Raw genomic sequence first — 12,570 nt, forward strand, 5'->3', positions numbered from 1 at the left:
GCCGACATGCTGAACCTTGCCGAATACCGCCAGCGGCCCGCGCTGCTGGCCGACTGGCTGCCCTGGGCCGGGCTGATCGGGCCGGGCGTCGTCTTGAACAAGGATGGTTCGTTCCAGCGCACAGCACGTTTTCGCGGGCCGGATATGGACAGCGCCACGCAAGGCGAGCTGATCGCCACGTCGGCGCGCTTGAACAACGCACTGCGCCGCCTCGGATCGGGCTGGGCCTTATTCATTGAAGCCGAGCGCCGCGCTGCGGCGGGCTATCCGCGTTCCGACTTCCCCGAACCGCTGTCCTGGCTGGTGGAGGAAGAACGCCGCGCGGCTTTCGAGGAATCGGGCCATCACTATGAAAGTGCCTACCACCTGACGCTGGCCTACCTGCCGCCGGAAGAATCCCGCGCCCGAGCCGCCAAGATGCTCTATGAAAACGCGCCGGGCGATGGCGTGGACTGGCAGGGTCGGCTGGAAGCCTTCGTGGCTGAAACGGATCGCGTCTTCGACCTGCTCGACGGCGTGATGCCGGAAATTGCCTGGCTGGATGACGCGCAGACGCTGACCTACCTGCACGCCACGGTGTCCACGCGGCGCTACCGCGTCGGCGTGCCCGACGTGCCGTTCCACATCGACGCACTGTTGGCCGATGCCGCCCTGGTCGGTGGCCTCGCGCCCATGCTGGGCGACCAGCACTTGCGGGTGGTGTCGGTACGGGGCTTCCCGACCTCGACCTGGCCGGGGATTCTGGACGACCTCAATCGCCTGGGCTTCGGCTACCGCTGGAGCACGCGCTTTGTCTGCATGGACAAAGCCGAGGCGGAAAAGGAACTGGGCCGCCTGCGCCGCCAGTGGTTCGCCAAGCGCAAGAACGTCGTCGCGCTGCTGCGCGAAACCATCTTCCAGCAGGAAAGCCCGCTGGTCGATACCGACGCCAACAACAAGGCCGCCGACGCCGATGCTGCCTTGCAGGAGCTGGGCAGCGATCAAGTCGCCTTTGGCTACCTGACGGCCACCGTGACGGTGCTCGACACCGACCCAGCGGTGGCCGACGAGAAACTGCGCATGGTGGAGCGCGTCATCCAGGGCCGAGGCTTCGTCACCATCCCCGAAGCCCTCAATGCGGTGGATGCCTGGCTGTCGTCCATTCCCGGCAATGCCTATGCCAATGTGCGTCAGCCCATCGTCTCGACGCTGAACCTGGCACACATGATGCCGTTGTCCGCTGTGTGGGCCGGGCCGGAGAAGAACGCGCATCTGGATGGCCCACCGCTGATCGTCACCCGCACCGACGGCGCGACGCCGTTCCGGCTGGTGACGCACATCGGCGACGTGGGCCACACGCTGGTCGCCGGGCCAACCGGCATGGGCAAGTCGGTGTTGCTCGCCACACTGGCGATGCAGTTTCGCCGCTATCCCGGCTCGCGGATCTTCGCCTTCGATATGGGGCGCTCCATGCGCGCCACCATCCTGGGGCTGGGCGGCGAGCACTACGACCTGGGCAACGACGGGGCGATTGCTTTCCAGCCATTGGCCCGCATCGACCAGGAGGGCTACCGCACCTGGGCCGCAGAGTGGGTGGAAGGCCGCCTGCTGCATGAAGGTGTGGACATCGGCCCGGACGAGAAGGCAGCGATCTGGTCGGCACTGGGCAGCCTCGCCGGTGCGCCGGTGGAGCAACGCACGCTGACGGGCCTGTCGGTGCTGCTGCAATCGAACGCACTGCGCCAGGCGCTCGCACCCTATGTGCTGGGCGGCGCGCACGGCAAGCTGCTGGACGCAGACTCGGATCGTCTTGGCTCAGGCTCTGTGCAGTGCTTCGAGATGGAAGAACTGATGCACAGCAAGGCGGCAGTGCTGGCCGTGCTGGGCTACCTGTTCGCCCGCTTCGATGAACGCTTCGACGGCGCGCCCACGCTGCTGATCCTCGATGAAGCCTGGCTGTTCCTCGATGACCCGGTGTTCGCCGCCCGCATCCGGCAATGGCTCAAGACACTGCGCAAGAAGAACGTCAGCGTCATCTTCGCCACGCAGTCGCTGGCCGACATCAAGGATTCGAGCATTGCTCCGGCGGTAATCGAAAGCTGTGCCAGTCGGATTTTTCTCCCTAACCCACAGGCGACCGAGCCGCAGATCCGCACGATCTACGAAGGCTTCGGGCTGAACGCGCGCCAGATCGAGATCGTGGCGACCGCGCAGCCCAAGCGTGACTACTACTACCAATCTCGCCTGGGCAATCGCCTGTTCGACCTCGACCTGGGGCCAGCCACGCTGGCCTTTGCCGGGGCTTCCACTCCGCAAGACCAACGCGACATGGATCGCGTGCTGTTGAACGCCGGCACACCGGGGTTTGCCGGTGCCTGGTTGCGTCATCGCAGCCTCGATTGGGCTGCCGACCTGTTGCCTTCTTTCCCCGGTTTTTCACCGGCCGCGGCGTCCTTCCTCGCATCTGATCCCCTGGAGGTTTCACCATGAAGACCAAGCCCCGTTTGCTGTCCGCCTCGCTCGCCGCCGTGCTGTCGGTGTCGCTTCTGGCCGTTCCGCCCGCATCCGCGTTGACAGTGTTCGATCCGTCCAACTTCGTGCAGAACACGCTGACCGCCGTGCGCACGCTGGAGCAGATCAACAACCAGATCAACCAGCTTCAGAACGAAGCGCAGATGCTGATGAACCAGGCGCGCAATCTGGCGAATCTGGACTTCAATATCGTCAATCGCCTGCGTTCGACGCTGGCGACCACCGAACGCCTGATCGCCGAGGCGCGCGGCCTGGCCTACGACGTGCAGAGCATGGATGCCACCTTCGCCCGGCTGTACCCGGAGCAGTATGCCGCGACCGTCAGCGGCGACCAGATGCTGCGCGATGCGCAGGAGCGCTGGAAGAACACGCTGAACGGCCTGCACACCGCGATGCGGATGCAGGCGCAGGTGTCGCAGAACCTGGCGCAAGACGAAAGTGCGCTGTCCGACCTAGTCAGCCAGAGTCAGTCAGCCACCGGCGCGCTGCAAGCCATGCAGGCGACCAACCAGCTTCTGGCCTTGCAGGCCAAGCAGTCCATCCAGGCGCAGCAGCTCCAGATCACGCAAGAGCGCGCCGCCGCGCTAGAACTGGCACGCCAGGCGGCGGCTGTCGAACGTGGCCGTGAAGTGACGCGCCGCTTCCTGGGGGATGGCACGCCCTACACGCCGCAGCGCGTGGATTTCTACGGCAACTGACGGGAGACGGCCATGCGATGCGTTTCCTTGCTGCTACCTGTGCTGCTGGTCGCTTGCAGCCAGCAGCCGACCGAAGACCTGGCCGCTGCCCTGGCCGCCGATCCCGTGCGGCTCAAGGCTTTGCGTGCACAGTGTGCCGCCGACAGGACGACGGCAGGCGAAGACGCCTGCCTGGCCGCTGCCGATGCTTTCCGGCGGCGCTTCTTCGCCGGTGAAACCGAGCCTGACGAGTTCCGCACGCTGGCCGAGTTGCCGCCGATCCCGCCGAGCTTCGACACACCCGCCAGTGACCAGGACGCCATGCCCTTCGAGGGGGAGGTGCCATGAATGACGTGACAGTGATCGACCGCTTTCTTGCCACCTTCTCGCGCTACATCGACTCGGGCTTTGGGCTGCTGCAGGGCGAAGTCGCATTCCTCACCGCCACGCTGATCGTCATCGACATGACCATCGCCGGGCTGTACTGGGCGATGAGCCACGCCACCGGCCAAGGCGATGACGTGATCGCCAAGCTGCTGCGCAAGGTGCTCTACGTCGGCGCCTTCGCCTACATCATCATCAACTTCAACTGGTTGGCCAGCATCGTGTTCCGCTCGTTCGCGGGCCTGGGCCTGACGGCCAGCGGCTCGACGATGAGCATGAGCGACTTCCTGCAACCGGGCCGCCTGGCCAAGACCGGCATCGACGCGGCCGCGCCGATCCTTGAGCAGATCAGCGACATGGCGGGCTTTCCCGAAGTGTTCGTGAACATGACGCCCATCGTGGTCATGTTCCTGGCCTGGGCGGTGGTGATCCTGTGTTTCTTCGTGCTGGCGATCCAGCTTTTCATCACCCTGATCGAGTTCAAGCTGACCACGCTCGCGGGCTTCGTGTTGGTGCCGTTCGCGCTGTGGAACAAGACTAGCTTCCTCGCCGAGAAAGTGTTGGGCAATGTGGTGTCGTCGGGCATCAAGGTGCTGGTGCTGGCCGTCATCGTCGGCATCGGCTCAGGCCTGTTTGCCGAGTTCCAGGTGCATCCCGACGAGCCGTCCATCGACCATGCGGTGGTCATCATGCTGGCCTCGCTCACGCTGCTGGCGCTGGGGATCTTCGGCCCTGGTATTGCCACCGGACTTGTCTCCGGCGCGCCGCAGCTTGGTGCAGGCGCGATGGCCGGTGCTGCTATCGGTGCAGCAGGCGCGGCGGTGGCCGTGGGTGCCGCTGCCACCGGCGTGGGCGGTGCCGTGATGGCCGGGGCACGCATGGCACCTGCTGCCGCCAAGCTGGCCGGGGCTGGCGCGCGGGCCGTGACCTCGGCGGCTGGCAGTGCGAAGTCGGCTTTCCAGGCTGGTTCTGCCGCTGCAGGCGGCGGAGCCAAAGGTGCGATGGCAGGGCTGGGTAGTGTTGCCAAAGGCGGCGCACAGGCGGCAGGCCAACGTGCAGGTACTGGTATCAAGGCAGCGGCGGCCAAGGCTGCCGCGCCATTCAAAGCAGGCTGGCAAGGCTCTGGCACCGATGGTGGTTCAGGTGGTGGTGCCGCCAGTTCCGGGCAGGCCACCACAGGCGATACCGCTGGCGAAGCCAACGCGCAGAAGCAGGGACAACCGGACTGGGCGAAGCGCCTGCAACGCCGCCAACGACTCACCCAGGCCACCACCACGGCCGCGCACACGCTGCGCGGTGGCGACGGCGGCGGTTCGGGCCAAGGCCCGAGCCTGCGCGATTCCGATAGCTGACTTTCAAGGAGAACTCCATGCGATTCAAACGACCGCAGGTGCGCTATGCCGACACGCCGCAGCCTGCCACCCCGTATCAAGCCGCCGCCCAGGTGTGGGACGAGCGCATCGGCTCGGCCCGCGTGCAGGCGAAGAATTGGCGGCTGATGGCTTTTGGCTGCTTGACGCTCGCGCTGCTGATGGCCGGTGGTCTGGTGTGGCGCTCGGCTCAATCCATCGTCACGCCCTATGTGATCGAGGTCGATCAGTCTGGCCAGGTGCGCACCGTGGGCGAAGCGGCCACGCCGTATCGGCCCACCGATGCGCAGACGGCGCACCACATCGCGCGCTTCATTGGTCTGGTGCGCTCGCTGTCCATCGACCCCATCGTCGTGCGCCAGAACTGGCTCGATGCCTACGACTACACCACCGACCGGGGCGCGGCGGTGCTCAACGACTATGCGCGGGTGAATGACCCGTTCGCCCGTATTGGCAAGGAGTCGGTGACGGTGCAGATCACCAGCGTGGTTCGCGCCAGCGATGCGTCGTTCAACGTGCGCTGGACGGAACGCCGCTACGTCAATGGCGCGGCGGCCGGGCTGGAGCGATGGACGGCGGTGGTGTCCATCGTGCAGCAGACCCCACGCACCGAAGAACGCCTGCGCCGCAACCCGCTGGGCATCTACGTCAATGGCCTGTCGTGGAGCCGTGAACTGGATTCTTCTGAAGGAGCCAAACCATGAATGCACGTTTCCGTAAAACCGCATTGCCGCTGATCCTGCTGGCATCGACTGTTCTGTTTGCGGGCTGCGCCACGCAGGGCAAACCGCCGCCGGTGATCTCGCTCGATGAGCCGGTGCAGGCCCAGCCATTGCCCGAACCGCCCAAACCCATCGAAGTGGTGGCAGTGCCCGAACCGTTGGCATTGCCCGCGCAGTTGAAGCCGCTGCCGGACGTTGATGCAGCCCCGGCGGCACCGGAGCCTGCCGACGAGAAGGTGCGCGTCTCCCGCGCCAATGCCGAGGCGCGCATTGCGCCGACCCGAGAGGGCTACGTCAATGCGATCCAGGTCTGGCCGTTCACCGATGGCGCGCTGTACCAGGTCTATGCGTCGGTGGGCCGCGTGACGGTGATCGCGCTCCAGCCCGGCGAGGAACTGGTGACGGTCGCTGCGGGCGATACCGTGCGCTGGATCGTCGGTGATACCTCCAGCGGCAGCGGTGCCGATCTGCGCGTCAATGTGCTGGTCAAGCCTATTCGTTCCAGCTTGAAGACCAATCTGGTCATCACCACCAGTCGCAGGACGTACCTGCTGGAACTGACTTCAACTGACAAGGCATGGATGGCGTCGGTGTCCTGGGACTACCCCAAGGATCGGATGCTGGCCTTGCAGCGCCAGGCACAGGCCGCCAGTGCTGCCGCGCCAGTCGATGCGGGTCTGTCGTTGGAGAACATTCGTTTTCGCTATGCGATCAGCGGCAGCAATCCGCCATGGAAGCCGCTGCGCGCCTTCGATGATGGCGAGAAGGTCTATATCCAGTTCCCGGTGGGCATTGCCCAGGGCGAGTTGCCGCCGCTGTTCGTCATCGGTGCGCAGGGTGACGGGCAACTGGTGAACTATCGTTTCCGCTCGCCGTATTACATCGTGGATCGCCTGTTCGGTGCGGCAGAACTGCGCCTGGGAGCCGACGAGGGCGATGTGGTGCGCATCGAGCGCACGGATGGCATCGCCGGGAGGAACTGAGCATGAGCCAGGACGACATTCCCGACCTTGCCACGCCGCAGGCGGACAAGGTGGCACCCGAGGCGGTGGCGCTGCGCGCCCAACCGCGCCCGGTCACGCGCCTGAACCGGCGCACGCTGGCCATCCTCGTCGGCGGTCTGTCGGTTGGCGTGATGGGCGCGCTGATCTGGTCGCTGCAACCGCAGCATCGCGGTGCGGGCGAATCCACGGAGCTGTACAACGTGGATCGCGTCTCGCGCTCCGAAGGACTGGATGCGCTGCCGACAGACTATTCCAAGCTGCCGGCGCTGCCCCCGGACGTGCCAGAGCTGGGGCCTCCTTTGCCCGGCGACCTGGGGCCAGCCATCGTGAACTCGCAGCAGCCGGTCGCCGCCACGTATGCCGCGCCGGGCTCCGCCCCCAACGATGCGCTGCGCAAGGAAGAAGAAGCGGCGGCAGCTTCATCGGTATTCTTCCGCACTGGCTCCCCGCAGTCAGCGCCCGTGGCGCAGTCGCAGGTCGCTGTCGCGCCAGGCTTCGCTGCCAATGCCGCTTTCGACCCGCTGGCCGCTGGCCCGGCCTCGACGGCGGCCCAGCCCGCTGATCCGACTGCCGTGCAGAACCGACAAGATCAGAAAGAGGCGTTCCTGACGGGCGGCTCTACGGAAACCCGTAATTCCAGCAACCTGCAAATGCCTACCTCGCCATATCAGGTCATGGCCGGAACGGTCATCGCGGGGGCATTGGTCACGGGCATCAAGTCCGACCTGCCGGGCGACGTGATCGCCACGGTGACGGAGCCGATCTACGACACCGCCACTGGCAAGTTCCTGCTGATCCCGCAGGGCTCGCGCATTTTGGGTCGCTACAACAGTCAGGTCAGCTACGGGCAGAGCCGGGTGCAGGTAGTGTGGAACCGGATCATCCTGCCGGACACGTCTTCGCTCACGCTCGACAACCTGATCGGCACCGACCCGGCGGGCTATGCCGGTCTGGAAGACGACGTGGACTGGCATTGGGATCGGATCTTTGCCGGTGCCGTGCTGACCACGCTGCTGGGCGTCGGTGCCGAACTGGCCGCACCCGAGAACCGCCAGGACGGTGATCGCGTCATCATCGCCGGGCGCGACAGCCTGCAGGACACCGTGAACCAGGTCGGCCAGGAAGTGACCCGGCGTAACCTCAACATCCAACCCACGTTGACCAGCCGCCCCGGCTTGCCGGTGCGCATCATCGTCAACCGCGATCTGGTGCTGCGGCCCTATCAGCCGCTGTTCTTCAACAAGGGGACTTCCCGATGAGCACGACTAGGAAACTGCGGCTGGGGCCGCTGCCCAAGACCGAAAGCGTCAAACTGACCTTCGCTTGCCCGGCCACCCTGAAAGCCGACCTCGACCGCTATGCCGCGCTGCACGCGCAGGCGTATGGCGAGGCCGTGGATGCCGCGACGCTGATCCCGCATATGTTGGAGGCGTTCATGGGGGGGGATCGGTGGTTTAAAAGAGAGCAAAACAAAAAATCTGCCATCGAACCGTGATGCCGACGCATAAATCGTCATCAGCAAACGCGCGTCAACGATTGTTGTCGCCTAGCTTGATGCCCAGCGACCATGCCGCCATCGCGATGATGAAGATCGCGAAGAACTGCGCGGCCGGGAGAAATCCCAGGTGCTGGGCAGCGTAACCTGCAGCCATTGCCAAAAGCGCGTTGGGTAAGTAGCTGGCAATGTAGAAGGCCGAAACCAGTCCGGCGCGTTCCTCTGCCCGCGCCTGTGTCACCAGGCTGCGCAGCACACCCAGGAATCCGCCACCGAAGCCGATGCCTGTCGGCAGCGATCCCAGCAGGATCAGAATTGGGCTGTGCAGCACCGTGCCAGCTAAAACCAAGGCGGTGCCAGCGATGATCGTCAGTCCAGCCCAACGACGTGCGTTCGCCGCAGACCGGTGGCGCAACAGCAGTACCGCTGCTGCTCCCGCTAGTGTCATGACCCCGACGGCAGCGCCACTCAGCCATGCCATGGACGGGGTGGACGCCATTTCATGGAAGAGTCCTGGCAACAGCGAGAGGAACAGCGCGCCCAAACCCCAAACCGCCACATTCAGCGGAAGAATGCGCACGAAAGTCGAGCGCAAGCCACGCGGAATCTCGATCCTTGGCCGCACCGACCAGCCGTCGCTGCGCCGATCCGGGAAGGTTTCTGCGGACACCAGCGTCCGTACGAGCTGAATCAGGCTGATCCCAAGTGCGATGGCATACACGAGGTGCAGGGGTAGCGGCGCGAACTGAACCAACGCGCCAGCCCCAAGTGCGCCCACGGCCATGCCGACCATAGGCGCCAGGCTATTGATCATCGCGCCAGCCTTTTGATCTACATCCAGCAACGCCGCAGCCACGGCAGTGGTCGCGATTCCGGTGGCGAAACCTTGCACCAGCCGCGCAGCAACCAGCCAGTGGCCGCTGTCCGCAACCAGGAACATGACCATCGCGACGCACTGAACAACGAGAGCCGCCACGATGACCGCGCGCCTGCCGAAATGGTTGGACAGTGCGCCCAAGAAAAGCAGCGAGAGCAGCAATGCGCCCACATACGCGGCAAAAATCACACTGATCAGGAAGGCCGAGACTCCCCAACTGGCCTGATATAGCGGAAAAAGCGGGGTCGTCATGCTCGACGCCGCAAAGAACAGGATGATGGTCAGGCCGTGCAGCGCCAACGAGGCCGTTGTGCCTCCGCTGGCTGGCCGTGTGTGCTGAAGAGTAGTCATAACATGTCGCCTTCGATAAAAGCTAAAATATTGCTTTTGAGACGTCACTCTACCACTAAAGCTAATTATTGGCTTTAGTGTCGATTGGCTTTGAAGCGACAGCTATCGGGGCACACCATGAAAGATGCAGGGCTTTCCTTGAAGAATCAGACGGATGCGACCCAACCGGCAGGCAGTCGTCCCGGTGGCCGTGCCGCACGTATACAGGCGGTTGTGCTGGAGGCAGTGGAGTCGCTCAAGAAGGAAAAGCCCACAGCTGAAATCACCGTGCCGATGATCGCCGCCCGGGCAAATGTGACGCCTTCGACCATCTACCGCCGTTGGGGCGGCGTGGCACCGTTGTTAGCCGATGTGGCGGTGCGCCAATTTCAGACCGATGCGCTACCGCCTGATAGTGGCGACTGGCGCAAGGATCTGTCGACATGGCTAGAGCAGTTTGTCGACGAGATGGGCTCCGGGCCAGGCCGTGATTTGCTGCGCGAAGCGCTGGCGCTAGGCAATACTGATCGGGCGGGACAATGTACAGAATGCATCCTCAGCACGCTGGACAGCATCATTACCAGAGGGGTGGAGCAAGGCGCTTCTCCCCCCGACTCGCAGAAGCTGCTCGATCAAGTGGTGGCGCCGGTGATCTATCGCATTCTGTTTACGTCCAAATCACCGGATATCGCTTACGCCACGGGCCTGCTGGATGAGTGTCTTGCGCAAGCGGCATCACAATCGGCACGAAAAACAGCCTGACAAGCAGCCCTGTGACGACACAGCGATTGCTGACGATTTGCGTGGCAAGAGTTCAAGCCAGTTCCAGCGTGAAGTGGGGATGGCCGGCGATGACCTGACAGATTTGCTCAAAGTACGTCGGGCCCTGGCCAGCCTCCAACGCATGCAGCACACCCAGCCAGTGCTGGTGGTTGAAGGTATCAGGGCGGGCCAGCTTGTCGAGGTAGTGGGCGCGCGTTGCGGCGATATCGAGTCTTGTACGACTGTGCTCGGCATTCAGCCAGCGTAGCCTTACCGGAGCATTGCCTTGCGCTGCGCCATACCCTCCGTAGAGCATGTCGTCCACCGCATCGAGGCTGACGCCCAGTTCCCAGTCTTCCTGCGCCATGAAGACGCGATTGATCTCAGCGTAGAAATCCGCGATGCCATCTATGCGGGCGCCGTCGATCGTCAGTGTGCGTTCGGGAGAGTTCGTTTGATTCATAACTCAGTAGCGATAAAGTGAAGCCACCTTGTTGGTCAAAGTGGCGACAGGTTGGTGGATTACCCTGAGCGCCTCAATGCATCGCTGCAGCCTCCGCAAGCTGCGCCGGCTCCATCAACGCAAAAGCCGAGCGCATTTCGCGCGCTTCCTCGCCGGGGCTGCGGCCGAACAGGCGCTTGAACTCGCGGTTGAACTGCGAGGGGCTCTCGTAGCCCACGCGCACCGCAGCGCCGGCGGCGGTGACATGGTCGCGAATCATCATCAGCCGTGCTTGGTGCAGCCGAACCGACTTGATGTACTGAATGGGCGAGGTAGCGGCCACGGTCTTGAAATGCGCATGAAAGGCCGGCACGCTCAGGCCCGCCTCGTTCGCCAGCGCGGCCACGTCCAGCGGCTGGGCGTAGTCGGTGTGGATGCGCCGCAGCACTCGCGCAATGCGGCCGAAGTTGCCGTGGCTGGCCAGGGCCGCGCGGATGGCGCCGCCTTGTTCCCCAAGCAACACGCGGAAGCACAATTCCCGCACGATGGCCGGCCCGAGCACCCGTGCTTCGAGTGGCGAGCGCAATGCCCGCAGCAAGCGCACAGTGGTGTCGGCCAGCGTAGCGTCCAAGGGCGTCGAGACGATGCCGGCGGGCGCCGTGGACGCTGCGCTGGCTTGTTGATCGACCTCGATGACCAGGTCGGCCACAGCGGTCATGTCCAGACGCACGGACACCGCCAGCAAGGGCTCATCGGGGCTGGCGTCGGTTTCGGTGGAAAACGGCAGTGGCACCGATAGCACCAAGTAGTGTTGAGGGTCGTAGTGATAGACCCGATTGGCAAGGTAGCCTCGCTTGTGACCCTGGCAGACGATGACGATGCTCGGCTCGTACAGCACGGGTGTGCGGCCCAGCGGGTGATCGGCGCGCATCAGGCGCACGCCATCGAGCAGTGAGCGGGTGTGGCCTTCCTGCGGAGCCAGTTGCAGGATCAGGTCGGCCATCTCCGCCTGTCGTGACAGGTCGGGTTGTGCATAGGGCATTGCGTTACCGTCTTGGAATGATGAAACGGCTATATTTTTGCATCATATGGCCGCATTATGGTTGGTCATGAATAGGATTAGGCAATGATGCAAGAGGTACCGACCTAGTCCGTACAGGCGGTTCTGTCTACGATTTCACCTTGTTTGCAATGCCTTGGCTTGCCCCCGCGCCAGCCAAGAAAGCACAAGGAGAAATCATGCCATCCACGACACCAGACACCGCTAAGGTCATCGTGCTCACCGGTGCCAGCAGCGGCATCGGCGAGGCCACGGCCCGCCATTTGGCACGGCAAGGCCACCACCTCTACATCGGCGCGCGGCGCCTGGACCGGCTCACCGCCCTGCAAGAAGAACTGCGCGCCGAGGGTGGCCATGTCGAGGCGATGCAGTTGGACGTCACACGCCTCGAAGATCTGCAAGCCATCGTCGCCAAAGCACATGCCGCGCATGGTCGCGTCGATGTGCTTATCAACAACGCCGGCGTCATGCCACTTTCGCCACTGGCCGCGCTGAAGATCGAGGAGTGGAACCGTACGCTGGACGTCAACGTGCGCGGCGTGCTGCACGGCATTGCCGCCGTGCTGCCGATCATGCAGGCGCAAGGCCATGGGCACATCGTCAATATCGCCTCGGTCGGCGCGCATCAGGTGTGGCCGTCTTCTGCGGTCTATTGCGCCAGCAAGTTCGCAGTGCGCGCCATCTCCGATGGGCTGCGCCAGGAGACCGGTGCCATCCGGGTGACGCTGGTCAGCCCCGGCGTGGTCGAGTCCGAACTGGCCGATCACATCACCGATCCAGGCGCGCGCGAGGCCATGGTTGCGTTCCGCCGCATCGCCTTGCCGCCGCAGGCCGTAGCGCAGGCCATTGCGTATGCCATTACCCAGCCCGATGGCGTGGACGTGAGCGAGCTCATCGTGCGTCCCACGGCCAGTCCGTATTGATCCTGACATCTAT

At 64.2% G+C, this 12,570-nt stretch carries 13 protein-coding genes; 10 read left to right on the forward strand and 3 right to left on the reverse strand.

From position 1 onward, the window contains the following. Nucleotides 1–6: 6 nt before the first annotated feature. The 8 genes from trbE to ODI_RS06690 are packed head-to-tail and all read left to right on the forward strand — an operon-like array spanning nucleotide 7 to nucleotide 8,163. A complete protein-coding gene (gene trbE / locus ODI_RS06655) occupies nucleotides 7–2,469 on the forward strand; it encodes a conjugal transfer protein TrbE (protein ID WP_067759163.1) in 2,463 nt (820 codons plus the stop codon). Beyond that, nucleotides 2,466–3,209 (forward strand): P-type conjugative transfer protein TrbJ, encoded by a 744-nt coding sequence (trbJ, locus tag ODI_RS06660; RefSeq protein WP_067759161.1) that lies wholly within the window; start codon nucleotides 2,466–2,468, stop codon nucleotides 3,207–3,209. Before trbE ends, trbJ begins: the two co-directional genes overlap by 4 nt. 12 nt (nucleotides 3,210–3,221) lie before the next feature. Next, the gene (locus ODI_RS06665; RefSeq protein ID WP_067759158.1) at nucleotides 3,222–3,536 is read left to right on the forward strand and encodes a hypothetical protein; all 315 of its coding nucleotides are present in this window, start codon (nucleotides 3,222–3,224) and stop codon (nucleotides 3,534–3,536) included. Next, nucleotides 3,533–4,924, forward strand: a complete 1,392-nt coding sequence (gene trbL / locus ODI_RS06670) for a P-type conjugative transfer protein TrbL (protein WP_067759156.1) — start codon at nucleotides 3,533–3,535, stop codon at nucleotides 4,922–4,924. Before ODI_RS06665 ends, trbL begins: the two co-directional genes overlap by 4 nt. Before the next feature lie 17 nt (nucleotides 4,925–4,941). After that, nucleotides 4,942–5,646 carry a conjugal transfer protein TrbF gene (trbF, locus tag ODI_RS06675; protein WP_067759154.1) on the forward strand — a complete coding sequence of 235 codons (705 nt, stop codon included), beginning with the start codon at nucleotides 4,942–4,944 and terminating at the stop codon, nucleotides 5,644–5,646. Then, nucleotides 5,643–6,647 carry a P-type conjugative transfer protein TrbG gene (gene trbG / locus ODI_RS06680; protein ID WP_067759152.1) on the forward strand — a complete coding sequence of 335 codons (1,005 nt, stop codon included), beginning with the start codon at nucleotides 5,643–5,645 and terminating at the stop codon, nucleotides 6,645–6,647. The genes trbF and trbG overlap by 4 nt, the downstream gene beginning before the upstream one ends. 2 nt (nucleotides 6,648–6,649) lie before the next feature. Continuing rightward, nucleotides 6,650–7,927, forward strand: coding sequence for a TrbI/VirB10 family protein (locus ODI_RS06685; RefSeq protein ID WP_067759149.1), 1,278 nt, complete (start codon nucleotides 6,650–6,652; stop codon nucleotides 7,925–7,927). After that, entirely contained in the window at nucleotides 7,924–8,163 is a 240-nt protein-coding gene (locus tag ODI_RS06690) for a DUF2274 domain-containing protein (RefSeq protein ID WP_067759147.1), read from the forward strand. Before ODI_RS06685 ends, ODI_RS06690 begins: the two co-directional genes overlap by 4 nt. Before the next feature lie 34 nt (nucleotides 8,164–8,197). Here ODI_RS06690 and ODI_RS06695 read toward each other — a convergent pair whose 3' ends face one another. Continuing rightward, the gene (locus ODI_RS06695; RefSeq protein WP_067759145.1) at nucleotides 8,198–9,391 is read right to left on the reverse strand and encodes an MFS transporter; all 1,194 of its coding nucleotides are present in this window, start codon (nucleotides 9,389–9,391) and stop codon (nucleotides 8,198–8,200) included. A 117-nt stretch (nucleotides 9,392–9,508) separates the two neighbouring features. On the opposite strand from ODI_RS06695, the gene ODI_RS06700 reads away from it, so the two are divergent. After that, nucleotides 9,509–10,132, forward strand: a complete 624-nt coding sequence (locus tag ODI_RS06700) for a TetR/AcrR family transcriptional regulator (RefSeq protein WP_067759142.1) — start codon at nucleotides 9,509–9,511, stop codon at nucleotides 10,130–10,132. 52 nt (nucleotides 10,133–10,184) lie between these two features. Here ODI_RS06700 and ODI_RS06705 read toward each other — a convergent pair whose 3' ends face one another. Together ODI_RS06705 and ODI_RS06710 are read right to left on the reverse strand one after the other, a co-directional pair. Continuing rightward, the gene (locus ODI_RS06705) at nucleotides 10,185–10,595 is read right to left on the reverse strand and encodes a barstar family protein (RefSeq protein WP_067759140.1); all 411 of its coding nucleotides are present in this window, start codon (nucleotides 10,593–10,595) and stop codon (nucleotides 10,185–10,187) included. Between the two features lie 73 nt (nucleotides 10,596–10,668). After that, nucleotides 10,669–11,616, reverse strand: coding sequence for an AraC family transcriptional regulator (locus ODI_RS06710; protein ID WP_231968210.1), 948 nt, complete (start codon nucleotides 11,614–11,616; stop codon nucleotides 10,669–10,671). A gap of 197 nt (nucleotides 11,617–11,813) precedes the next feature. On the opposite strand from ODI_RS06710, the gene ODI_RS06715 reads away from it, so the two are divergent. Further along, nucleotides 11,814–12,557: an SDR family oxidoreductase gene (locus ODI_RS06715; RefSeq protein ID WP_067759135.1), complete on the forward strand. Its 744-nt coding sequence runs from the start codon at nucleotides 11,814–11,816 to the stop codon at nucleotides 12,555–12,557. The last annotated feature ends 13 nt before the right edge of the window (nucleotides 12,558–12,570 follow it).

The sequence above is a fragment of the Orrella dioscoreae genome (genome assembly GCF_900089455.2).
In the GTDB taxonomy this organism is placed as follows: domain Bacteria; phylum Pseudomonadota; class Gammaproteobacteria; order Burkholderiales; family Burkholderiaceae_B; genus Orrella; species Orrella dioscoreae.

Excerpts from the sequence above, each read along its gene's own strand:
- trbG (WP_067759152.1), top strand. The coding sequence starts at position 5,643 with ATGAATGCACGTTTCCGTAAAACCGCATTGCCGCTGATCCTGCTGGCA.
- trbJ (WP_067759161.1), top strand. The coding sequence starts at position 2,466 with ATGAAGACCAAGCCCCGTTTGCTGTCCGCCTCGCTCGCCGCCGTGCTG.
- ODI_RS06700 (WP_067759142.1), top strand. The coding sequence starts at position 9,509 with ATGAAAGATGCAGGGCTTTCCTTGAAGAATCAGACGGATGCGACCCAA.
- ODI_RS06690 (WP_067759147.1), top strand. The coding sequence starts at position 7,924 with ATGAGCACGACTAGGAAACTGCGGCTGGGGCCGCTGCCCAAGACCGAA.
- trbL (WP_067759156.1), top strand. The coding sequence starts at position 3,533 with ATGAATGACGTGACAGTGATCGACCGCTTTCTTGCCACCTTCTCGCGC.
- ODI_RS06705 (WP_067759140.1), bottom strand. The coding sequence starts at position 10,595 with ATGAATCAAACGAACTCTCCCGAACGCACACTGACGATCGACGGCGCC.
- trbF (WP_067759154.1), top strand. The coding sequence starts at position 4,942 with ATGCGATTCAAACGACCGCAGGTGCGCTATGCCGACACGCCGCAGCCT.
- ODI_RS06715 (WP_067759135.1), top strand. The coding sequence starts at position 11,814 with ATGCCATCCACGACACCAGACACCGCTAAGGTCATCGTGCTCACCGGT.
- trbE (WP_067759163.1), top strand. The coding sequence starts at position 7 with ATGCTGAACCTTGCCGAATACCGCCAGCGGCCCGCGCTGCTGGCCGAC.
- ODI_RS06695 (WP_067759145.1), bottom strand. The coding sequence starts at position 9,391 with ATGACTACTCTTCAGCACACACGGCCAGCCAGCGGAGGCACAACGGCC.
- ODI_RS06665 (WP_067759158.1), top strand. The coding sequence starts at position 3,222 with ATGCGATGCGTTTCCTTGCTGCTACCTGTGCTGCTGGTCGCTTGCAGC.
- ODI_RS06685 (WP_067759149.1), top strand. The coding sequence starts at position 6,650 with ATGAGCCAGGACGACATTCCCGACCTTGCCACGCCGCAGGCGGACAAG.
- ODI_RS06710 (WP_231968210.1), bottom strand. The coding sequence starts at position 11,616 with ATGCCCTATGCACAACCCGACCTGTCACGACAGGCGGAGATGGCCGAC.